16 protein-coding genes are annotated in these 16,600 nt (G+C 56.1%); 6 read left to right on the top strand and 10 right to left on the bottom strand.

Annotated elements, in window-relative coordinates:
• The first annotated feature begins 87 nt into the window (after positions 1–87).
• The 3 genes from HMPREF9098_RS02470 (at position 88) to HMPREF9098_RS02460 (ending at position 3,292) form a co-directional block, all read left to right on the top strand.
• Positions 88–1,110, top strand: coding sequence for an MBL fold metallo-hydrolase (locus HMPREF9098_RS02470; RefSeq protein ID WP_003781669.1), 1,023 nt, complete (start codon positions 88–90; stop codon positions 1,108–1,110).
• 69 nt (positions 1,111–1,179) lie between these two features.
• On the top strand, positions 1,180–2,121 hold the full coding sequence (gene ylqF / locus HMPREF9098_RS02465) for a ribosome biogenesis GTPase YlqF (protein WP_003781668.1): 942 nt from the start codon (positions 1,180–1,182) through the stop codon (positions 2,119–2,121).
• Positions 2,122–2,281: 160 nt separating this feature from the next.
• Positions 2,282–3,292 (top strand): CAP domain-containing protein, encoded by a 1,011-nt coding sequence (locus tag HMPREF9098_RS02460; protein ID WP_172460029.1) that lies wholly within the window; start codon positions 2,282–2,284, stop codon positions 3,290–3,292.
• Between the two features lie 134 nt (positions 3,293–3,426).
• Here the strand turns inward: HMPREF9098_RS02460 and HMPREF9098_RS02455 are convergent, their stop codons facing one another.
• The 7 genes from HMPREF9098_RS02455 to HMPREF9098_RS02425 all read right to left on the bottom strand — a co-directional run bounded on the left by HMPREF9098_RS02455 (position 3,427) and on the right by HMPREF9098_RS02425 (position 12,163).
• Complete coding sequence (locus tag HMPREF9098_RS02455; RefSeq protein WP_040564626.1) at positions 3,427–3,849, bottom strand: hypothetical protein; 423 nt, start codon at positions 3,847–3,849, stop codon at positions 3,427–3,429.
• Between the two features lie 61 nt (positions 3,850–3,910).
• Positions 3,911–4,648, bottom strand: coding sequence for a hypothetical protein (locus tag HMPREF9098_RS02450; protein ID WP_003781662.1), 738 nt, complete (start codon positions 4,646–4,648; stop codon positions 3,911–3,913).
• 105 nt (positions 4,649–4,753) lie between these two features.
• Positions 4,754–6,547 (bottom strand): translation elongation factor 4, encoded by a 1,794-nt coding sequence (gene lepA, locus HMPREF9098_RS02445; RefSeq protein ID WP_040564201.1) that lies wholly within the window; start codon positions 6,545–6,547, stop codon positions 4,754–4,756.
• A gap of 109 nt (positions 6,548–6,656) precedes the next feature.
• A complete protein-coding gene (gene metK, locus HMPREF9098_RS02440) occupies positions 6,657–7,826 on the bottom strand; it encodes a methionine adenosyltransferase (protein ID WP_003781658.1) in 1,170 nt (389 codons plus the stop codon).
• Positions 7,827–8,022: 196 nt separating this feature from the next.
• Positions 8,023–9,534, bottom strand: coding sequence for a ubiquinone biosynthesis regulatory protein kinase UbiB (gene ubiB / locus HMPREF9098_RS02435; RefSeq protein WP_003781654.1), 1,512 nt, complete (start codon positions 9,532–9,534; stop codon positions 8,023–8,025).
• Between the two features lie 165 nt (positions 9,535–9,699).
• Entirely contained in the window at positions 9,700–10,803 is a 1,104-nt protein-coding gene (locus HMPREF9098_RS02430) for an acyl-CoA dehydrogenase family protein (RefSeq protein WP_040564200.1), read from the bottom strand.
• 163 nt (positions 10,804–10,966) lie between these two features.
• Positions 10,967–12,163 (bottom strand): pyridoxal phosphate-dependent aminotransferase, encoded by a 1,197-nt coding sequence (locus HMPREF9098_RS02425; RefSeq protein ID WP_040564199.1) that lies wholly within the window; start codon positions 12,161–12,163, stop codon positions 10,967–10,969.
• Between the two features lie 152 nt (positions 12,164–12,315).
• Here HMPREF9098_RS02425 and thrB point away from each other — a divergent pair, with 152 nt between their 5' ends.
• Positions 12,316–13,239, top strand: a complete 924-nt coding sequence (gene thrB / locus HMPREF9098_RS02420; RefSeq protein WP_040564198.1) for a homoserine kinase — start codon at positions 12,316–12,318, stop codon at positions 13,237–13,239.
• Between the two features lie 99 nt (positions 13,240–13,338).
• Here thrB and grxD read toward each other — a convergent pair whose 3' ends face one another.
• Positions 13,339–13,647, bottom strand: coding sequence for a Grx4 family monothiol glutaredoxin (grxD, locus tag HMPREF9098_RS02415; protein WP_040564197.1), 309 nt, complete (start codon positions 13,645–13,647; stop codon positions 13,339–13,341).
• 225 nt (positions 13,648–13,872) lie between these two features.
• Here grxD and HMPREF9098_RS02410 point away from each other — a divergent pair, with 225 nt between their 5' ends.
• Together HMPREF9098_RS02410 and fdx are read left to right on the top strand one after the other, a co-directional pair.
• Positions 13,873–14,442 carry a tetratricopeptide repeat protein gene (locus HMPREF9098_RS02410; protein ID WP_003781644.1) on the top strand — a complete coding sequence of 190 codons (570 nt, stop codon included), beginning with the start codon at positions 13,873–13,875 and terminating at the stop codon, positions 14,440–14,442.
• A gap of 48 nt (positions 14,443–14,490) precedes the next feature.
• Entirely contained in the window at positions 14,491–14,829 is a 339-nt protein-coding gene (gene fdx / locus HMPREF9098_RS02405; RefSeq protein ID WP_003781641.1) for an ISC system 2Fe-2S type ferredoxin, read from the top strand.
• A gap of 75 nt (positions 14,830–14,904) precedes the next feature.
• On the opposite strand, the gene gltA is transcribed toward fdx, so the two are convergent.
• The gene (gene gltA, locus HMPREF9098_RS02400; protein ID WP_003781639.1) at positions 14,905–16,188 is read right to left on the bottom strand and encodes a citrate synthase; all 1,284 of its coding nucleotides are present in this window, start codon (positions 16,186–16,188) and stop codon (positions 14,905–14,907) included.
• A 59-nt stretch (positions 16,189–16,247) separates the two neighbouring features.
• Complete coding sequence (locus tag HMPREF9098_RS02395) at positions 16,248–16,496, bottom strand: FAD assembly factor SdhE (RefSeq protein WP_003781636.1); 249 nt, start codon at positions 16,494–16,496, stop codon at positions 16,248–16,250.
• Positions 16,497–16,600: the final 104 nt, after the last annotated feature.

Below are 16,600 nucleotides of genomic sequence, written 5' to 3'. Positions count from 1 at the left end.
CGTTTGCGGCGTGAAACTGCTATAATCGCGCATTTTTGGGCTGTTTGCAGGCAGCCTGCACTCCGTTTTCCTGCCGATACGCACCTTATGTTCCGACTTCCCTATCCCGTCCTTCCCGCCAGCGACCATTACGACCCAGCCACAGGGCGGTTTTTCGTGACCCCGCCGCAAGCCCCCGTGCAAGGCGGCGGCAAAACCGTGTTGCGCTGGCTCAAAGCAATGACGCTGGATTACGCCCAATACGCGCCGCCCGCGCCTATGCCGTCCCAAACGCCCGGTTGGCAGACGCTGCTGCAAGACGACGGCACGTCGCGTTTCGTCTGGTTCGGGCACAGCACGGTGTTGGCGCGCCTGTCGGGCATCACGCTGCTGCTTGACCCCGTGTTCGGCAACTGCGTTTCGCCCATACGCGGCATTTCGCGCCGCTACCAACCGCCGCCCGCCGCACTGGACGAATTGCCGCCGATTGACTACATCCTCATCAGCCACAACCATTACGACCATTTGGACAAGCCCACCATCCGCCGCTTTGTCGGTAGCAATACGCGCTTTATCGTGCCACTGAATTTGGGCACGCTGCTGCAACACTGGGGCATTGCCAGAGAACGCATTACCGAATTGGACTGGTGGCAGCACGCCGAACTTTCAGGCAGCCTGCACGTTCACGCCGTGCCCGCGCGGCACAACAGCAGCCGCGGCATGGGCGATTTCAACAAAACCCTGTGGGCGGGCTTCGTGCTGGAAACTGAGCGGCACAAGATTTATTTTTCCGGCGACAGCAGCTACGGCAGCCACTTTGCCGACATCGGCCGCCGCTTCGGCCCCATTGACCTGGCCCTGCTGGAAAACGGGCAATACAACGAACATTGGCGCGACAACCACATGTTCCCCGAACAAACCGCTCAAGCAGCAGCCGACGTGCAGGCACGCCGCTTCATGCCGATACATTGGGGCATGTTCAGCCTTGCGCTGCACCAGTGGGACGAACCCGTGCGCCGCAGCATCCCGCTCGTCCGGCAAAGCGGCATCGCCACGCTCACGCCCACGCTGGGGCAGGTGTTTACTCTGGACAGCGAAACGCACAACTGGTGGGAAAACGTGGGCGCATAAACCCAAGTGCAGGCTGCCTTCTGAAAGCAGCCTGCACCCGCCCGCACCGATTTAAGAAAGGCAAACAACATGGCAATCCAATGGTTTCCCGGCCACATGAACAAGGCGAAAAAAGCCATCGCCGACCGCCTGAAGAGCGTCGATATGGTGATTGAAATGCTGGACGCACGGCTGCCCGCCTCCAGCGAAAACCCATTGCTGGCGCAGCTTTCCAAGGGCAAGCCAAAGCTGAAAATCCTGAACAAGCAGGATTTGGCCGACCCCGAACGCACCGCCGCGTGGCTGGACTATTTCAACAGCCGCGAACAGACCAACGCCATCGCGCTGGACAGCTCCGAAAAATCCGCCGCGCCCAAAATCACCGCCGCCTGCCGCGCCCTCGTGCCGAACCGAAAAGGTATCGACAAACCGCTGCGCGTGCTGATTTGCGGCATTCCGAACGTGGGCAAATCCACGCTGATTAACGGCATGGTCGGCAAAAAATCAGCGAAAACGGGCAACGAGCCGGGCATCACCAAAGCCGAGCAGCGGCTGTTTTTGGCGGACGATTTCTGGCTTTACGACACGCCCGGCATGTTGTGGCCGAAAATCATTGTGGAACAGTCGGGCTATAATCTGGCGGCTTCGGGCGCGGTGGGGCGCAACGCGCTGGACGAAGAAGAAGTGGCACTGGAACTTTTGGACTACCTGCGCCGCCATTACCTGCCGCTGTTGCAGGCGCGTTATGCGGCGGACAAAGACCCGTCCAGCCATTGGGACGACACGTCTTGGCTGGAATGGATTGCCCGAAAACGCGGCGCACTGTTGGGTGGCGGCCGTGTGAATTACCAAAAAGCGGCGGAAAACGTGCTGACGGATTTCCGCGAGGGCGCGATTGGCCGCATCACGCTGGAAACGCCGCGCCAGTGGGAAGAATGGCTGAAAGCCGCCCGCAAAAAAGAAGCTGAACGGAAAGCCGAGCGCGAAGCGAGAAAGGCGGCGCGCAGCGGTCAGGAAAACCGCGAAGAATAAGGGTGCAGGCTGCTTTTGTATTGGGCAATGCGGGGCAGCCTGCACGGTCGTTATTGGGCGCAGGCATTGAATCCACCAATCATTTAAATCAACGGAAAAAGCAGCCTGCACACGGGTGCGGTACGGCTGGGTGCAGGCTGCTTTTCAAAAAGGAAACATCATGGGCAGACGCTCTTCCGCATCTTCATCATCATCCACCATGCGCCGGATACAGCGGTTTTGGTTGCCGTTGCTGGCCGGTATTCTTCTTCTCGTGTATTGGTCGCAAGCACGGTATAACCCCGAACGCGAAGCCAAACAGGGTTTGGAGCAGCTGAATTTATGGCGCAGGCAGGCCGGATTGGAGCCGCTGGCACATTCGCCCAGCCTGCAACAGGCCGCACAAAAACACGCGCAATATTTGAGCAAGGACGCGGAAGGCCATGACGAACACAACCGCAGCAACCCGTATTTCACGGGCGCAGACCCGCAGACGCGCGCCGCCGCCGCTGGTTATGCCGGCCCGGTGGTGGAAAACCTGTCGGTCGGCAATTTCGCGCGGCAGGGCAATGCCAATGTCAACAGCCTGATGACCGCGCTTTACCACCGTCTGGCGCTGCTCACGCCCAGCCACGACGAAGCGGGCGCGGCATGGGTCAACGGCCGCCATCACGCGTTTGTGGTGGTGCAGGGCAGCAGCCGCTTGCGCCAACTATGCGAACAGCCGCCCACCAACAGCAACGCGCCGTATATCATGAAAATCCCGTGCAAAGGCGTGATGACCAGCGTTCCCACCCAAAGGCCGCTGTATGTGTGGCCGGTAGTGGTGAAATTCCCGGTGGGCAGCCAGATTGAGCCCGAATACGACGGCTCGGAAGTGCCGAACCCCATGCCCGGCCACAAAAAAACGGGCAACCCCGTGAGCGTGGCGATTTACGGCCTGGTGGGCGATGTGCGGCTGGTGTCGTTTAAATTGTTCGCGCCCGATGGCGAAGTGAAGGATACCCACATCCTCACGCATCAAAACGACCCGAACCATTTGCTGGGTAAAAACGAATTTGCCTTGTTCGCCTTGAAACCGCTGGCCTTCGACACCGAATACCGCGCAGAGTTCCGCTATCAGGCGGACGGTGGGGAGAAAAAGGAAGTTTGGACGTTCAGAACGCGTAAAAAGCGGCACTGGTTTGAATGAGACGGTGTTTCAATACACTATGCAATAGCGCGGCTGTTCTCGCCCGCCATACAAAACGGCCGACAGAAGGGATGCCCGCTGTCGGCCGTTTTGCGTTATAGGGTGCAGGCTGCTTTTGAATGGCGGTATCTGCCTTAAAAAGCAGCCTGCACGCACAATTCTTCCGTTGCCGAACGGTGGCAGGTCCAGTGTTTGCCTTGAATTTGGCGTTGTGTCGTTCGGTAAGCCCTGCCGTTCATCTGTTTGGGGGAATGTGTCCATTTGCCTATTTCCGGTCCTGATCCTTCCGATTTCATGAAGGCTTCGTAGGAGAAGGTAACGGTTTTGCCACCCGGCAGGCGGTATGCTTCGCCGTTGCCCGCCATATAGCCGCCGCGCTGTTTATCGTACACATGCGAACTTTCCCATTGCGACCAGCCGCACACCGACTGCTTCGGCCGACTGTTTTGGGCGGTCAAGTCTTGATAGGTGCAGATTCTGTCGATGTCTTCGTACACATGGCTGGCATGGGCGGAAGCGGCGGAGAGAAAGAATAGGGTCAGGAAGAGTTTTTTCATTTTCATGCCTTTCTAAATAGCGGGTGCAGGCTGCTTTTTCAGCTTGCCGTTATCCAATCGGTTACATCACTTCCGCAATAAAAGCGGACATTTGTTTGTCGTCGCCCATTTTGCAATCCAAGCGATAGGTTTTTCCGGCTTGAAAATCACTTTTCACATCGACCATTTCGAATTTTAACGGATGGTAGCAATGCACAATCACGCGGTTTGCGGGGGCAGCCAGCTCTGCGGTGCCTGAAAGTTTGCCGTTCCAGCCCAAAATACGCATCTTATCGTGCCAATACAAACCGATTTTTTCCAAAAAGCCACTGTCCGCCGCCCCGGTAGATACAAACCGTATGCGGTTGGCATCGGTGGGTTGCCCGTTTTGATAATAAATGTTCATCACATGATTCGTATTCATGGTTGTGCCGTTTGGGACTTCGCGGGCAACGATTTTATAGCGGTCGTCATAGTGTAGGTTGCAATACAGTTGATACGTTTTCCCTGCCTGAAAATCGCCCTCCACCATTTGGCGGCCACGGCCCCTTGCACCGTCGCATGCGGCAAAGATAAATTGCGGGGGCGGAGAGACGTGAAGGATTTTATGGGCACTCCTGGAGGATTCCGGATAAACCGGCATACGTTCGCCGTATTCATTCGTTTGTGAGCCGACAAATGTAACGCTTTTTTCCCGCGGCACGCTGCCCACTTTTTGGCCGTTTAAAAAGCTGGCATTGGGGGACAATAGTGCCTGGTCGAAAGGGGAACACGCGGATAGGGCAACCAAACCGGCGGCAATCGGTAATAAGGATTTCATGGGGACTCCTGAATATGGGGCAATATGGATAATGGTTTGGTAAAAACGGGGCGGACGTTCAAAGCAGCCTGCACTTTCATTCCCAAAGTGCAGGCTGCTTTTGCCTTACTTATCCCCCACCTGCAAAATCGCCAGAAACGCGCTCTGCGGAATTTCCACATTGCCCACCTGTTTCATGCGTTTTTTACCGGCTTTTTGTTTTTCCAGCAGTTTTTTCTTACGCGTAATATCGCCGCCGTAGCATTTCGCCAATACGTTTTTGCGCAGCGCCTTCACGTTTTCGCGGGCGATAATCTGCCCGCCGATGGCAGCCTGCACGGCAATGTCGAACATTTGGCGCGGGATGAGTTCGCGCATTTTCGCCGCCAGTTCGCGGCCGCGCTGCACGGAGGTTTGGCGGTGCACAATCAGGCTCAGCGCGTCCACTTTGTCGCCGTTCACCATAATGTCCAGTTTCACGAGGTCGGACGGCATAAACTCTTTAAATTCATAGTCCAAAGAAGCGTAGCCGCGCGAGGTGGATTTGAGTTTGTCGAAGAAATCCATCACTACTTCGTTCATCGGCAAATCGTAGGTCAGCATCACCTGCCGCCCCATGTACTGCATATTGCGCTGTACGCCGCGTTTTTGGTTGCACAGCGTCATCACGTTGCCGACGTAATCCTGCGGCACGAGGATGGTGGCGGTGATAATCGGCTCCATAATCGTGTCGATGGTGGCGATGTCGGGCAGTTTGGACGGGTTTTCCACGTCGATTTTTTCGCCGTTTTTCAGAATCACTTCATAAACGACAGTCGGCGCGGTGGTAATCAAATCCATGTCAAATTCGCGTTCTAAGCGTTCCTGCACGATTTCCAAGTGCAGCAAACCCAAGAAGCCGCAGCGGAAGCCAAAACCCAATGCTTGCGACACTTCCGGCTCGAATTTCAGCGAAGCGTCGTTGAGTTGCAGTTTTTCCAGCGCGTCGCGCAGGGCTTCGTAATCGTGGCTTTCCACGGGATACAGGCCGGCGAACACTTGGCTTTGCACTTCTTTGAAGCCGGGCAGCGGCTCGGAAGCGGGGTTTTGCACCAGCGTTACCGTATCGCCCACTTTGGCCTGTCCCAGCTCCTTCACGCCGGTAATCAAAAAGCCCACTTCGCCTGCTTTAAGCTCTTGTTTGTTTACCGATTTCGGGGTGAACACGCCGAGCTGTTCCACTTGGCTTTCGGCCTTGGTGGACATGAAGCGTACTTTGTCTTTCAGTTTCAGACGGCCGTTTTTCACGCGGATGAGCATCACCACGCCGACATAGTTGTCGAACCACGAATCGATAATCACGGCTTGCAGCGGCGCATCTTCATCGCCTTCGGGCGCGGGGATTTTGGCCACAATTTCTTCCAGCACGTCTTCCACGCCCAAGCCGGATTTGGCGGAGCAGGTGACCGCGCCCACCGCGTCGATGCCGATGATATCTTCGATTTCCTGCGCCACGCGGTCGGGGTCGGCGGCGGGCAGGTCAATTTTGTTCAGCACGGGCACGACTTCCACGCCCAAATCAATCGCCGTGTAGCAGTTGGCCACGGTTTGCGCTTCCACGCCCTGCGATGCGTCCACCACCAACAGCGCGCCTTCGCAGGCGGACAGACTGCGCGACACTTCGTAGGAAAAATCGACGTGTCCCGGGGTGTCAATCAGGTTCAGCAGGTAGGTTTCGCCGTTCTTAGCTTTGTAGTTCAGCGCGGCGGTTTGCGCCTTAATCGTGATGCCGCGCTCTTTTTCGATGTCCATGCTGTCCAAAACCTGCGAACTCATTTCGCGGTTTTCCAAGCCGCCGCAGTGTTGGATGAAGCGGTCGGCGAGAGTGGATTTGCCGTGGTCGATGTGGGCGATGATGGAGAAATTGCGGATATTTTTCATAAAATCAATAATCGTGTGGAAAGCCAATGAAAACGGACGTATTTTAACAGATAAAGTGCAGGCTGCTTTGAGTGCGTTCAAAAGCAGCCTGCACTTGATATTTCAGGCGTTACAGCCCTGCGGCGGCGCGAAGGGCGGCAGCCTTGTCGGTGCGTTCCCAGGTGAACTCGGGTTCTTCACGGCCGAAATGTCCGTAGGCGGCGGATTTGCTGTAAATCGGGCGCAGCAAATCCAGCATTTGGATAATGCCTTTGGGGCGCAAGTCGAAGTGTTCGCGCACCAGTTGAATCAGTTTTTCTTCGCTCAAAACGCCCGTGCCGAAGGTATCGATGGCAATGGAGGTCGGCTCGGCAATGCCGATGGCGTAGGAAATCTGGATTTGGCATTGGGTCGCCAAGCCTGCGGCCACAATGTTTTTGGCCACATAACGGCCGGCATAGGCAGCGGAACGGTCCACTTTGCTGGGGTCTTTGCCGGAGAATGCGCCGCCGCCGTGCGGAGCTGCGCCGCCGTAAGTATCGACAATGATTTTGCGGCCGGTCAAACCGCAGTCGCCGTGCGGCCCGCCGATGACGAAATTGCCGGTGGGGTTGATGTGGTATTTGGTTTCGGGCGTAATCAGCTCTTTGGGCAGCACGGGCGCGATGATGTGTTCTTTCACAGCGGCAATCAATTCTTCTCGCGACACGTTTTCATCGTGCTGCGTGGAGAGGACGATGGTGTCGATGCGTGTTACCTGGCCGGTTTCGCTGTCGTAGGCAACGGTTAATTGCGCTTTGGCATCGGGGCGCAGCCAGGGCAGCAGGCCGCTTTTGCGCACTTCGCTTTGGCGCTGCATCAGGCGGTGGCTGTAGTAAATGGCAAAGGGCATGAGCGCGGGGGTTTCATCGCAGGCATAGCCGAACATCAGGCCTTGGTCGCCTGCACCTTGGTTCAAATCCACGCCTTCGCCTTCGTTCACGCCCTGCGCGATGTCGGGCGATTGTTGGCCGTAGTTCAAAATGAGCTTGAACGTGTCGGCGGCAAAGCCCAGTTTCGGGTCACTGTAACCGATTTTGCGCACGGTTTCGCGGGCGATTTTTTCGTAATCCACTTTGGCGGTGGTGGTGATTTCACCGGCCAGAACGCACAAATCGGTGGCCACCAGCGTTTCGGCGGCCACGCGCGCTTTCGGGTCTTGGGCAAAAATCGCGTCCAAAATCGCATCGGAAATTTGGTCGGCAACTTTGTCGGGGTGTCCTTCCGATACGGATTCGGAAGTGAACAGGTATTCGCTCATAGTGATTCTTTCTTAAAATCAAATAGGTATAAAGTGCAGGCTGCTTTTGCAAACGGCAGCGCTTTGCACAAAGGATAATGTTAAACGAATGATTTGTCTATCGAATAAATTTTATCTTATCCGCGTAAAAAATTCATTCCACGGCACTGTGGCCGGATGTGCAGGCTGCTTTCGGGCGGGCGTTGCCGCTGCGGCGTTATTTCAGTAAAACCGACACCAGCAAAATCAGTGCAATGGCGGCCAGCCAGAAATTTTGGCGGCGCTGCGTGGCAATCAGGTGGGCGTATGCGTCGCGCATTTCGTGGCGGCGTTTTTCATCGACCAGCGAGCTGATTTTGCGCGGTAGGCTGGGCAGGATTTCCGCCCAGTCGGGGGCTTCGTTTTTCAGGTTGCGCCACAGGGCGCGCACGCCGATTTGGCTGTCCATCCATTTCACGAGGAAGGGCCGTGCGGTTTGCCACAAATCCAGTTGCGGGTCGAGCTGGCGGCCGAGGCCTTCGATGTTCAGCAGCGTTTTTTGCAGCAGCACCAGCTGCGGCTGGATTTCCACATGGAAGCGGCGGCTGGTTTCAAACAGGCGCATCAGCACGATGCCGAAGGAAATTTCCGCCAGCGGTTTGTTGAAAATCGGTTCGCACACGGTGCGCACGGCGGCTTCCAAGTCTTCGGCGCAGGTGTCGGCAGGCGCCCAGCCGCTTTCGATGTGTGCGGTGGCGACGCGGTGGTAGTCGCGGTTGAAAAAGGCCAGAAAGTTGATGGCTAAATAGCGTTTGTCGTATTCAGTCAGGCTGCCGACAATGCCGAAATCCAGCGCGATATAGCGGCCGTCCGGCGCGACGAGAATATTGCCCGGGTGCATGTCGGCATGGAAAAAGCCGTGTTTGAACACTTGTGTGAAGAAGATTTCCACGCCGTATTGGGCGAGTTTCTGCAAATCAATGCCTTGTTCTTTCAGGCGGTTGATGTCGGAAATGGGCGTGCCGTCCATCCATTCGATGGTCAAAACTTCGCGGCTGCAATAATCGAAATACACCTGCGGCACGATGAGCATGTCGCTGTCGATGAAATTGTGGCGCAACTGGCTGGCGTTGGCGGCTTCGCGCATCAAATCGAGTTCGTCGTGCAGGTATTTGTCGAATTCGGCCACCACTTCGCGCGGTTTCAGCCGCTTGCCGTCGGCAAATAGGCGCTCGATGCAGCCTGCGGCAAAACGCATCAGCGCCAAATCCTGTTCGATGACTTTTGTCAGATTCGGGCGCAACACTTTCACGGCCACTTCTTCACCGCTGAACAGGGCGGCGCGGTGCACTTGGGCGATGGAAGCACTGGCAACGGGCTGCGGGTCGAAGCGGGCATACAGTTCTTCAATCGGCTTGCCCAGCGACTGTTCGATTTGGCGGCGTGACAATTCGGCGTCAAACGGCGGCACTTTGTCCTGCAATTTGGCCAATTCGGCGGCATAGTCCGGCGGAAGCAGGTCGGGGCGGGTGGAGAGCACCTGGCCGAGCTTCACGAAAATGGGCCCGAGGTTTTCCAACGCCAAGCGCAGGCGCACGGGCAGGGGCTGGTTGGCGAATTGCGCGGAAGCAGGCAGCCTGCGCACGATGTGGCGCAGCCAGTCGGCATGGACGTGGGGCAGGAGCATATCGCGCAGGCCGTAGCGGTAAACGATTCTGCTGATGGTGGCAAAACGGGAAAACCATTTCATGGGGAAGTCCGAAGGGTGACGGAAGAAGCGGTATTATAGCAAAAGCAGCCTGCACTTTGGCGATTCGGGAGGACGGGTTTCGGCGGCTCTTTCGGTATTGAAAAGCAGCCTGCACTTCGGAGGTTCAAAGTGCAGGCTGCTTTTGGGCATGGTGCGGCCGTCGGGTCAAATGGAGAATTCGCCCGAAAATTCCAAATCGGCAATTTCTTTGCGCAAATGTTTGGTGGCCGGCGTAACGATGGCGACAAACATGGCTTCGCGCACGCGCCGCTGCACGGGGCTGCGGAGCAAATAGCCTTTCGCGCCTGCGTGCAAAGCCGCCGATTGCGCCGCCGCCAGACACAATTCCGCCGCCGCCAAGCGCGTTTGCAGCGTTTCCAGAATGGAGGCTTCGCCCTGCCATGCCGCATCGCCCAACTTGGCGGTTTTTTGCAGTAAGGTGTCGAAACGCGCCTGCAAATCGTCAATCTGGTCGTCCAAATAGAAATTCACTTCGCCGCAGCCTACGTTTGCCGCTTCGATTTCTTTCAGGCAGCCGTCGATAATGCCTGCGCCGATGCCGATTTGCAGCAGGATAAAGCCCGCTTTGATGGATTGGATATAGGCGGAAAACTGCTCCGGTTCGGCCAACACGTCTTCATGCGGCACGAAGACGTTGTCGAATTTCAGGGCGAAGGTGCGCGTGCCTTCCAGGGCGCAGAATTCGGGGCAGGGGTTCAGGGTCACGCCTTCGCGTTGCGCGCCGGTGATGAACATGACGTAGCCGCCGTCCACCGCCGCCGTGTTGGCCCAAATGTGCGTGTCGCCCAAATTCGATACCCAAGGCAGCACGCCGTTCACCCGATAGCCGCCTTCGATTTTTTCGGCGCGCAGGTTGTGCCCTTCAATGCCGGCTAAGTGTTTGACGGTGTTGGACATGCCCGTGCCGGCTAATACTTTGCCTTGCAACACATCCGCCAGATAGCGCGTTTTGACGGCGGCGTTCGGCGTTTTGTGCAGATACCACGCGCAGGCTGCCTGACACCACACGGAAAACGCGGTGGCGCCGCAGATTTTGCCCACTTCGCGGATGGCCAGGATTTGCGCGGTCAAGCCCAAACCGTTGCCGCCTTCTTCCACCGTGCCCACCGATTGATAGCCGCCGATTTTGCCCAATTCGCGCATGAATTGTTCGGGATACACGCCTTTGCGGTCGATGTCCTGCACGATGGGGGCGAGTTCTTTTTGTGCCAATGCGGCAATTTGCGTCAGCAGGGTTTGCAGCGCCATGAAGCGTCCTTTCTTGGGATGTGAATGCTGTAAAGCCATGATTTTAAGCAGCCTGCCGCCGTTTTGCCAAAGACGGTTTTTTTCTTTCGGATATAACTTTTGTTTATAAAAAAGCAGCCTGCACTTGCCAAAACGGGGGTGCAGGCTGCTTTTGCGGCATCCGTCAAATATGCCCGAACGCCAAACCGATCCACAGGCTGAGCAGGCTCAAAGCCGCCACATAGCACAAAGTCGCGTAAAACAGCTTTTGCGACAAATCGGCAGGGCAATGGCCGCCGTTTTTGCGCGCCAGATATTCGGCCACCGCCTGTTGCACGCCCTGCACCACACCGTCGTTCTGCTCGGGTGTGCCGACGGCGATGCGCAGGCAGTTGTGCAGCAGCGCGTGGCGGCCGTGCAGGTTTTTCACCAAAATGCCGTTTTCTTTCAGCCGTTCGAAAGCGCTCGGCGCATCGGGCAGGCGCACGGTCAGGAAATGCGCTTGACCGTCCAGAACCTGCGTTTCCGCCAATTCGGCCAATGCCGCGGCCACACGGGTGCGCTCGGCGGCAAGCTGTTCGGTGTTTTGCCGGAACGTGTCTGCGTGCTGCAATGCAAACCGCGCGGCGCAAAGGCTCAAGCCGTTCACGGGGCGGGGCGGCAGGAGTTTGGCCAATTCGTTCATGACGAGCGGGCTGCCGACCGCGTAACCCGTGCGGATGCCGCCCAAGCCGATGCTGTCGAACGAACGCAGCACCACCAGGTTTTCCGGCTGCCCCGCTTGGGCGATGAAGCTGTGTTCGGCGTCTGCGGCGCAGGTTTCGTCCACCACGACAATGCCTTCGGCGCGGCGTGCGATTTCTTCAAGGTCGGCGCGGGCAATCGGTGTGCCGGTGGCGCGGTTGGGGTGGGAAATGAAAAGGAGTGCAGGCTGCTTTTGTTCGATGGCGGCGAAGAGGGCGGCCAGGTTCGGCGAAAAATCATCGTTCAGGGCAATGCCGGTGTACGCCATGCGGCACAGTTCGGCCGCGCGGCGGTACATGCCGGAACACGGTTCGAGGGCAAGCACGGCGGCATCGGGTTGCGCGGTCAGCCATGCGAGCAGCCGCACGAGTTCTTCGGCACCGTTGCCCAAAACGATTTGTGCATTTTCGGGAATGGGAAGCGCGGCACGCAAAGCAGCCTGCACATCGTTTTCGGCGGTGTTTGAGGTGCGGTCGAGCGGGGCTTCGGCCAATGCGTCCGTCCATTGCCGCCGCATGTCTTCGGGCAGGGAGAAGCGCGGCGCGGCGCTGTCTAATAGGATGAAATGATTGGGAATATCGGGTTTGGGATAGGCGGTTTGTGCCAGAATGTCGGCACGAATGAAACGGGTGGGCATTTCGCGCTCCTTGTCGGACAGTGGTTTGGAATGTGCAGGCTGCCTGCAACACAGGCGGCACAAAGATAAATGTAACACAAAAAGCGACTGCCCTAATACTGTTAAATTTGTTATGATTGCGCTTTTCGAACACTATTTTCAGGCAGGCGATTATGTCCGTATATACCAGCGTTTCCGACGACGAAATGCGCCAGTTGCTGACACGTTACCCGTTGGGCGGATTCCGTTCGCTGCAAGGCATTGCGCAGGGCATTACCAACAGCAATTTTTTCCTGCATACCGATTCGGGCACTTATGTGCTCACCGTGTTTGAAACGCTGCGTGCCGAAGAGCTGCCGTTTTTCATGGATTTGACCCACCATTTGAGCGCGAACGGCGTGGCATGCCCCGCACCGATTGCGCAAAAAGACGGTTCGTTCACCGCCACATTGGCGGGCAAACCCGCGTGTATTGTGGAAAAACTGTCGGGCGGCGACACGGCGTATCCCACCGAAGAAGAGTGCTTTAACACGGGCGCGATGCTGGCGAAAATGCACTTGGCGGGCAGCACGTTCGGGCAGAAAATGGACAATCCGCGCCACCACGCATGGTGGACGGAGGCAGAAGGGCGGCTGCGCGGTTGTCTGACCGCCGACGATGCCGCACTGCTGCACGATGAAATCGCCCATCAGGCGGCAAATACCGACACGCACCTGCCCGGCGGCATCATCCACGCCGATTTGTTCAAAGACAACGTGCTGTTGGACGGCGGACAGGTGGCCGGTTTCATTGATTTTTATTATGCGTGCAACGGCAGCTTTGTGTACGATTTGGCGATTGCCGTGAACGATTGGGCGCGCGATGCCCATCACCACATCGTGCCGGCATTGCAGGCTGCTTTTTTGGCGGGCTATCAAAGCGTGCGGCCGCTCACGCAGGCGGAACAGGACTACATGCCCACCGCCTACCGTGCAGGTTGCCTGCGCTTCTGGGTGTCTCGGCTGTTGGATTACCACTTCCCCGCAGAAGGCGAAATGACGTTCATCAAAGACCCGAACGTGTTCCGGGATTTGCTGCTGGCGTATCGCGGCGGCTGACAGGTTCGGGCAACGTGCCGTGCAAAGCAGCCTGCACTCGATTGGGCGCAAAAAAACCGTTTGACGAAAAATCAAACGGTTTTTTATTACGGGCGCGGATTATGCTTTCAATGCTTCTTCCAATTCGCCGGCTTCAAACATTTCCATCATAATGTCGGAGCCGCCCAAAAATTCGCCGTTCACATACAGCTGCGGAATGGTCGGCCAGTTGCTGTATTCTTTAATGCCTTGGCGCACTTCGTCGTTTTCCAACACATTGACGGTAACAAAATCATTGCAGCCTGCATTTTGCAGGATTTGCACGGCGCGTGCGGAAAAGCCGCATTGCGGGAACTGTTTGGTGCCCTTCATAAACAGGACGACGCGGTGTGTGGTAACGACTTCTTTGATTTGTTCTTGAATGCTCATTAAAAATCCTTTCAGAGATAGGCAGTGGAATGAACGCGCTTTTGCGCGGAAAACGGCTGGCATTATAACGTGATTTGCGGCATTGTTGCATTTTTTATCCATCTTCATCCTGTCCACATTCGGCCAATGCGTGTACACTGCGCCCTTTGTGCGGCCGAGCCGTTGAAGGGCGGGGCGCTGCGTTTGCCCATCAACCGTTCGGCCGAAAAATAAGGAAAAAATATCATGAAATTATGGAAACAATGTCTCTGGATTTTGGCGCAGGCAGCCTGCACTTTTGCCATGGCACAACCGCCAGTTTCCGCGCACGAAGCGGAATATGCGCAGGCCGCCGCCGCTTATCAGAAACAGGATTTCGCCACGGCCATCCGCTTGTTGCAGCCTTTGGCGGAGCAGGGCGATGCCACGGCGCAGCACAATTTGGCGGTGTTGTATCAAGACGGTTTGGGCGTGCCCGCCAGCGCGGAGAAGGCTTTGTATTGGTATGAAAAAGCCGCCGCGCAGGGGCAGGCCGAAGCGCAGTTCATGGCCGGGCTGATGTACAGCGACGGCAACGGCGTGCCGCAAAATTATGAGAAAGCCGCGTTTTGGTATCGCAAAGCTGCCGAGCAGGGGCATGCGGACGCGCAAAACAATCTGGCCGCGCGTTATGCCACCGGCACGGGTGTGGCCAAGGATTTGGCGGAAGCGTTGAAATGGTATCGCGCCGCCGCCACGCAAGGGCATCCTACCGCGGGGCATACTTTGCAGCAGTTGGAGCAGCTGCCCGAAGTGCAAAAGCAGCCTGCACGTTAAATCAAATTGCGCTACAATGCGCGTTTTCCACAGAATACGAGAACACACATGCCAAAAATTACCATTCTGCCGCACGAGCAGCTCTGCCCCGAAGGCGCCGTGATTGAAGATGCGCCCGTGGGCGAAAGCATTTGCGATGTGCTTTTGGACCATCATATCGATATTGACCATGCCTGCGAAAAATCATGCGCCTGCACCACGTGCCATGTGATTATCCGCCAAGGGTTCGACAGCTTGGAAGAAGCTTCGGAACTGGAAGAAGATTTGCTCGACCAGGCCTGGGGGCTGGAAGCGGATTCGCGTTTGAGCTGCCAAGCTTTGGTGGGCGAAGAAGATTTGGTGGTGGAAATTCCGAAATACACCATCAACCATGCGCGCGAACATTGAAATATATAGATTTTTCATCATAAAAAGCAGCCTGCACATTTTGAAACGTGCAGGCTGCTTTTGGTTGATGGCGGATTAACGTTTATCCACGGGCACGAAATCGCGACGTGCTGCGCCGGTGTACAATTGGCGCGGACGGCCGATTTTCGCATTCGGGTCGCTCAAACTTTCGTTCCAGTGGGAAATCCAGCCCACAGTGCGCGCCAGTGCGAAAATCACGGTAAACATGGAAACCGGAATATTCAATGCACTCAATACGATGCCTGAATAGAAGTCCACGTTTGGATACAGTTTTTTCTCGATGAAGTAAGGGTCGTTCAATGCAATTTTTTCCAATTCCATCGCCAGCTTGAATTTCGGGTCGTTTTCCAAACCCAATTCGCGCAATACTTCGTCGCAGGTGGTTTTCATGATGGCGGCACGCGGGTCCATGTTTTTGTACACGCGGTGGCCAAAGCCCATCAGGCGGTATTTCTTCGCTTTCACGCCTTCCATAAATTCCGCCACATTGGATACGTCGCCGATTTCGTCCAGCATTTTCAGCACGGCTTCGTTCGCACCGCCGTGAGATGGGCCCCACAGGCAGGCGATACCGGCTGCGATACACGCAAACGGGTTGGCACCGGAAGAACCGGCCAAGCGCACGGTGGACGTGGAAGCGTTTTGTTCGTGGTCGGCATGCAGCGTGAAGATGCGGTCCAGCGCGCGCACCAAAACCGGGTTGGGTTCGTATTTTTCGCATGGCGTTGCAAACATCATGTGCATGAAGTTGGCGGCATAGCTCAAATCATTGCGCGGGAAGTTGAACGGCAGGCCGTTGGAGTAACGGTAGCACATGGCGGCGATGGTGGGGATTTTGGAGATGAGACGGTAAATGGCGACTTTGCGGTGTTCCGGGTCGGCAATTTCCAAGCTGTCTTGATAGAAAGCGGACAATGCGCCGACTACGCCGACCATCATCGCCATCGGGTGCGCATCGCGGCGGAAACCGCGGAAGAACCATGTCAGCTGTTCGTGTACCATAGTGTGTTTGGTCACGGTATCGACAAATTGTTTTTTCTGTTCGGCATTGGGCAGCTCGCCGTAAATCAGCAGGTAGCATACTTCCAGATAGTCGCTTTTTTCTGCCAATTGTTCAATGGGATAGCCGCGGTAGTACAGCAAGCCTTTCTCGCCATCAATAAATGTGATTTTCGATTCGCAACTGGCGGTTGAAACAAAGCCGGGATCGAAAGTAAACATATTCGTGCCTTTGGTAAATGCGCGAATATCGACAACATCATTGCCCAGTGTGCCGCTCAATACGGGCAATTCGACAGTTTCAAAGCCTTCACCTTGCAATTGGACGGATTTAGCCATGTTTTACTCCTCGGTGGTTGTTGATTGATGGGGTGGTTACTGCGGTCGAAGCGCATGCGTCATGCGGCTCGGATTTTTGCCAGCAGCGGTTCGAAATCGGAACGTTGCGGGGTTTCGGTCTGGTTGATTAAGGCCAAAAATTCTTGGTCTTCCAAAGCCAAAATCGCTGTGAAGATTTCCAATTCGTCATCGCTTAACCGGTCAAAATGGTTTGCCATGAATTTCCTCAACACGATGTCGAGTTCTAACAATCCGCGGCGTGTCTGAAAACGGATGCGCCGTTTTGCGGTTTCGTCAAATTGTGCCATGTTTTTTGTCAATTCAAACGGGTATTTGTTTTTGTTATGGTGGCGATTCTTTGTTTGAATGCAGGCTGCTTTTTGGATTCGGAAACGCAAAAAGCAGCCTGCAC

It is taken from the genome of Kingella denitrificans ATCC 33394 (assembly GCF_000190695.1).
Classification (GTDB): Bacteria; Pseudomonadota; Gammaproteobacteria; order Burkholderiales; family Neisseriaceae; genus Kingella_A; species Kingella_A denitrificans.
Note: the sequence above shows the minus strand (reverse complement) of the source record. Positions and strands in the feature narration are given on the sequence as shown.